This window comes from uncultured Rhodococcus sp., assembly GCF_963525155.1.
GTDB lineage: Bacteria > Actinomycetota > Actinomycetes > Mycobacteriales > Mycobacteriaceae > Rhodococcus_F > Rhodococcus_F qingshengii.
Genome location: NZ_CAURKP010000252.1, coordinates 1 through 6,134 on the forward strand (window position 1 = coordinate 1; position 6,134 = coordinate 6,134).

2 protein-coding genes are annotated in these 6,134 nt (G+C 61.2%); both read left to right on the forward strand.

The window, feature by feature from the left end; genetic code table 11:
• Window positions 1-443: 443 nt before the first annotated feature.
• Entirely contained in the window at window positions 444-587 is a 144-nt protein-coding gene (locus RWT78_RS27320) for a hypothetical protein (RefSeq protein WP_314682245.1), read from the forward strand.
• A gap of 1,132 nt (window positions 588-1,719) precedes the next feature.
• Window positions 1,720-6,134 (forward strand): DUF5979 domain-containing protein (locus RWT78_RS27325; protein ID WP_399552206.1); only part of this gene is annotated, 4,415 nt, incomplete at its 3' end.

Below are 6,134 nucleotides of genomic sequence, written 5' to 3' on the forward strand. Positions count from 1 at the left end.
GCGACAAGGTCGTCTCACGAAGTTCTACGACAACGAGCCGGTAGCCAAGAATCCACCAATGCCAGCCGAGTCGCATGCAACACGCTCAGCAGAGCCGCCGCACAGTGTCACAGAATCTCTGGGCTCCGGATCCCAGGGCGTATAACAGCAGCCGGAGTAGTCGGACCTTGCTGGCGGCCGTGGGCGTAGCACCAATGACACAAGCTGCGTCAGAATGGTTGAGCGAGAACTCGATTCGAAGTTCTAATTTCGCGAAGTTTCCAGGGAGCCGTGAGAGGCGCCGGCTCTGGGACCTCGCAGCTACTCGGTGCGGTTGCTCGGATGTGGCGACTGCGCACCGATCGAACCCGCCGCATCCGCCGTCAGCGACTACGCAACGACCGTCACCATTTGACTCCGGGCATCGAAAGCGCTTGAAAAGTAAGCCATTTCATCGTGCCGAGATGCGCGAGAACGACCTGAACTTGCGAGGTCTCGAGATCTTCGAAGAAGCCTCCGACGTGGCATTTTCCGAGATCCACACACATCCCAGGCTGTGCCTCATCCGTGCGCACAAGAGCGTCGCCAAAAGTCGCTGCGGCGCGTGATCAGCTGGACTGACGTAACCGTACCGAAGGCTTTCGACGAAAAGCTGGGCGATTCTTCGTCTCGAAATGCCATGTCGGCCCCCGAAGCATTAGCGACGGTTAACTCAGGCCGAAATCTAATCTGCTAAGAAAAACGAATCTAATGTGACCCCTATCTCTGGATCCTTTCAGAACAGGGGTTTCGATGACGCGCGACTGAATTCACCCCCTAATTCACCCTCCTCCTATATACAGAAAAATGATTTGCATTTATGTCGAGCGTGTGCGCACAGATAATTCGCTCCACGCCTTGTCGTTCCGACAGCAAATAAGGGGCGGTGAACTGCATAAAGGCCCATTCGGTACAGCAGCGCGGACTCGGCTCGGCCGCTCACCGATTGTCGACAGGAGCCAGGGCAGGTATACAACTGATGGTCGAGATCGAATTGTGATGAACCAGCCAGTTAACTCGAAATAAATCAACGGAAGATAGATATAGCCAGGTAAGCGCAGTTTTTCTTGCATGGACGCACGTCCATGGCGTGTCCAGCTATGCGATTTGCTCGTGTTAGATTCCTGATTGCGCATCGCCCGGTTTGCGCCTTCTGCGTTGTTTGCGCGGAATTTGCATCTTCTCGCGAACGGCCCCGCGCACATTTCCTTACGTTGTGCCAAAGAAAGGAATTTCATGAAAACCGTCACGGCAGCGAAGCACGCAGCACGAAGACTCCCCCTCGGAGCCATCGCACTGTTGCTATTGCTATCCGGGATGGTGCTCATGCCCGAACTGCAATGAATCGCGCAGGAAAGATCCTCGGCCGCAGCCTTTAGTACCTCGTAGGTCGTCGCGTTAGGTAATACCGGCGGTCGATCTTTCTTGGAATTTCCTGGCCTACCCAGAGCCGGCCGTCGGTCTGCGCTGGCGCCAACCAGGTCCGATTATCAACTGTTCGGCTCCGCAATAGGACGCCTGAGAATCACCAACGCTCGCATCCAGGCTCCAGAGCTGCTCAAAGGTCCCGTTTCGCTATTCGCCGGCCCCGGAAACGGGGCCCAAATCATGTGTTCTGAACGAAAGGTGTTCGTCATGCGTAACCGTGTCTTCCCGCGTCGTGCCGGGGAGGGGGTGGTGTCTCGGTGGGCGGCGTTGGGGATGCTTGTTGCGGTCCTGGCGCTGGTCATATCGTCGTTCTCATTCGTCCAAGTTGCCTCGGCAGATGACATCGGGACCTCGACCACCACAGGTCCGACCACCACAGTTCCGAACACAACGAAGCCGCCCGTAACTACGACGGAGGCGCCACTGAAAACGACGGCGCCGCCTACTTCCACGTCGGAGTCACCCACTTCTGCGAAACCGCCGATCACAACCACAGCGCCCCCGTCTACGACTTCTGTGGCGGCGCAGCGACTGGCCGCACGCGGAGTCAATCCCGGCATCGATGTGAAAATCACCGACGTCCAGGTCGAGGGAAAGAACGACCAGCAGATCACGGTCGGGGACTCCGTCACGGTAAAGGGCACCTGGGACGCGTCAAGCGCGAGCCCGCAACCGGGCGACCAGTTCACCATCGGATTCCCTGACGAGTTGAAGCTCCAGTCCAACCCGACGATCGCGCTCGAGGGCGACGACGGGACGGTTTGGGGCACATGCGATCTGGTTGCTTCCACCAATCTGATGACGTGTGTTCTCTCCGATGCCGTGGCGGATCGCCCAGACGAGGTGAAGGGCGATTTCTTCGTCTACACCAAGGCGGTCGCGTACACCACCGAAGAGAAAGTTGATTTCACGATCAACGGCAGTTTCGACGTGACGCACGAGCTACCCGGCGGTGGCGGCATCAGCGACGGCAGCGTGATCAGCGAGGCCAAGAAGTCCGGCCAACTCCAGGGCAACAAGCAGTCTGTGCGTTGGACGATCGACATTCCCGGCGCCGATCTGGCCGCACTGGACGCGGGCGGCACCGGTTCGGTGACCCTGAGCGACGCGCTCTCAGAGAACATGAAGCTGTGTACGGGCAGCCTGATCGACGCGAAGCTGTTGTCCGGTCGCCCGAACGATCTCGAGCCGGTCGCAGGCGGCGTCACCGTCACCCAGAGTGCCGCTGGAGATCCAGTCAGCATCGCGCTCGACAACGGCGGCCCCTTCGAAAGAAACAAGCTCTACCGCATCGAGTACACCTCGTGCACAACCAGCGGCGAAGTGGACAACACGGGCACCGTCTACGACAACTCCGTGACCATCGGCGGGAACACCGTAGGCGCGGCAGGCGTCGGCCAGGATTGGTCACCACAGACCGGGCCGTCGAAGTCCGGCGGTTGGGCCGGGGGCACCCGGTACAGCGAGATCGACTGGAGCATAACGCTTCCGGGCACTTTCATCGCGAGCCTCCCCGACCAGAAAGTCATCATCAAGGAGACTCTCGGCGCCAATCACGAGGTCTGCGAGGGCGGCCTCGTCCCGACGGTCTGGCGCGCGAACCGTCTACCCGGGCTGAACGGTGAAACAACCAACCACGTCAACGTCACCTCCGAGTTCGACATCGACGCTTCCGGTGCCACGGCGAGTGCCCAATCCTTCAGCATGACCATCACGCCGAAGGAAAAGATCAAGCAAGACTCGACGCAGTACTACTACGTGAAGTTCCGGTCCTGTGTGATCGAGAAGGAGGTGCCGGACTCCTCTGATGTGTTCACCAATACGGCGGTCGTCAACGGCATCTCCAAAGACGCTTCGGTGACGGGGCCCAAGTTCGAGGGCGGCAAGACCGGCACGCTCAACACCGAACCGAAGGACGTCGCGGGCGAGAAGCAGCCTGCCGGCACGACCATCGACTGGAAGGTGCAGGTCTCCGGGCACACCCTCGAGGGCCTCGACGCACCGGCGGTCATCACCGACACGTTCTCCGACAGCTTGGCGGTGTGTGATGTCAGCGGCGATCTGAAGAAGGACCTCAATTTCAAGGTCACCGCGCGCGACTTCCTTGCAAAAGAGGGCGGGACGGACATCACCGCGGGCACCACGGTCACACGCAGCGGCGACAACGGGATTGCCATCACCCTCTCGAAGAACGCGGGCGACTACAACCGTGAGACACGCTATTACGTCGAATACACCCTCTGCACCAGCAGCGGTGGGCTGGATCAGCGCGGCACGGTTTACGGGAACTCGGTCTTCTACAACGGCAAGACTCAGTCGACGCAGAGTGTCAAGCAGGAATGGGGCGGCGGCGGTACCGGCCAAGGTGTGTCGCGGGGCTCGTTCTCGCTTCTGAAGGAGATCGCTCCCTTCTCCGAGAAATTCCCCCAAGACACCGAGTTCACCGTGAAAGTCGAGGAGTTCGCCCCCGGGCAAGATCCAGCGACCGACGCCCCGGTGAGCTCCTACGAGATCAAGGTGAAGGCTGACGGGACACCGGTCAGTGGGATCAACCCCCGCGGAACCGGCTGGCAGATCCGTCTGTCCGAGATCAACCTCCCCACCGTTGACGGCGTGTACTTCGAGCGAGGAACGTTCCGCCCGTCAGAGGGCGTGACGCTCAACGGGGACCGCACCGAGGCGCTGGTGACCATCACGCCGAAGAGCAATGTCGGTGTCACACTGCTCAACAAAGCGAGCCTGGGATCGGCGAGGATCACCAAGTCCGTCATCGGTGACGGAGCGCGCACGGGGCTCGAGGCTTTCGTCGTCAACGCAGAGATCGCCTTCGGTGACGACGCCGCCGGCAACGAGCTGCGTCAATTCACCCTGAAGGACGGTCAGCACTACGACCTGAGCAAATTGCCCATCGGAGCGAAAGTCACCTTCACCGAGGTCCAACCGACGAACACCGACCTCGTGACGTGGTCGCTGCCGGTGATCAGCCCGAAGACGCTCACCATCGGCACCGACGCGTCGGCGAACACGGTCTCCGTCACCAACGAGGCCAAGGTCACGCAAGGCACCTTCGAAGTGAGCAAAAAGCTCACGGGCCCGAAGGCGTCCGACACGGCCGTACCGGCCAGCTTCGACGTGATTGCCACCTGGCTCGATACGGACGACAACCCGCAGAGCAAGACGCTGTCTCTTCCGTCCGACGGCACCCCGGTTCCGTTCGGCGAGAACCTGCCGGGCGGCACCGAAGTCACACTGACAGAGCTGGTTCCGGCAAACGGTGACGGTCTCGCCTATGGCGTGCCCGCATACTCCGGGAATGTCAGGATCAGTCCGGACAACGCAGCCGTGGTGACCATCGGCAAGGATCTGCGCAAGATCGAGGTGTCGAACTTCGTCGACGTCAACGACGGCACTCTGCGCATCGCAAAGCAGGTCGGCGGTGAGGCCGCCGAGGCCGTCGGCGACGACGTGGAGTTCACGGTCGAGGCGCGTTGGCGCGACGGTGTGGAGTACCGCACCCAGGTGCTGAGCGTCAAGCAGGGACAGACCACACCGCTCGGCGTCGACCTCCCTGTCGGCACCGAGGTGACCTTCACCGAGACCGGCCGTCCCGATGTCGACGGAGTCGAGTGGGGCACGATCTCCTGGGGCACCAGCCCGGAAGGCGAATCGTGGCTGCATTCGAACCTCGACGGCACCGCGACGGGCATAGTCTCCGACGACCCGACCGACGGTCGACTGATCACGCTGTCGAACGATGCGCTGTGGAAATTCGGATCGGTCGAATTCACGAAGTTCATCCTCGACGCTGACGGCAACCCCGTCCGCGCACCCGAGGCCGACCTGCCTGACAGCGCGACGTTCGAGGTCCGTATCGACGGGATCGATCCGGCACTCCCCGCTGGAACTGATTTCCCGGCAGTGGGCCAGACCATCACCCTCGATGCCGCAAACGACTGGAGCTGGACGTCCGACGAGGTTGTGCCGCGGAACACCGTGATCACCTTCTCCGAGGTCGACCCCAAGCCACTGGCCGGTATCGACTGGGCGCGGCCGTACTACTACGTCTCCGCGGATGCCGGTGACGCCGATTACCGCGACACCGTCAAGGCGGTGGCGGGTGAGACGGCTGTGGTGGAGATCCACAACCGCCCGATCCCGACCACCGAGGTGGATATCGACAAGATCGTGACCGGCCCCAAGGGCAGCCAGGTAGCCAAGGACGGATCCACGATCTTCCAGGTCACGGCTACGTGGACGGACATCGACAATGAGGCGCGGTCTTGTGTTCTCGATGTCAAGCCGGGCGCTTCGGTCACTCCGACCGCCCAGTGCGACGCAGCCGTCATTGACGGCCGGGTCCAGTTCCCGCTGAACACCGACATCACTTTCACAGAAACCGGTGCTCACACCGACGTCACCAACGTCAAGTGGGGTGAAGTGATCTGGGGCGTCAAGGAAGGCAAGGCGGATGTCTCGAAGATCGACGGCGAACCGACCGCAACTTCCGTCGAGCTCACCGGCGAAGCAAACAAGTCGGTGGTCCTGGGACTCGAGAACAAAACCAGCAGCAATGGGCTGATCATCATCCCGATCCCGATCCCGCTGCCGCCGTGGGAAATCCCGACATGGCCGGGCTCTGAAGTACCCGGAGGACCAGGCACTGACGTGTCGACTCCCGGCAACAACAC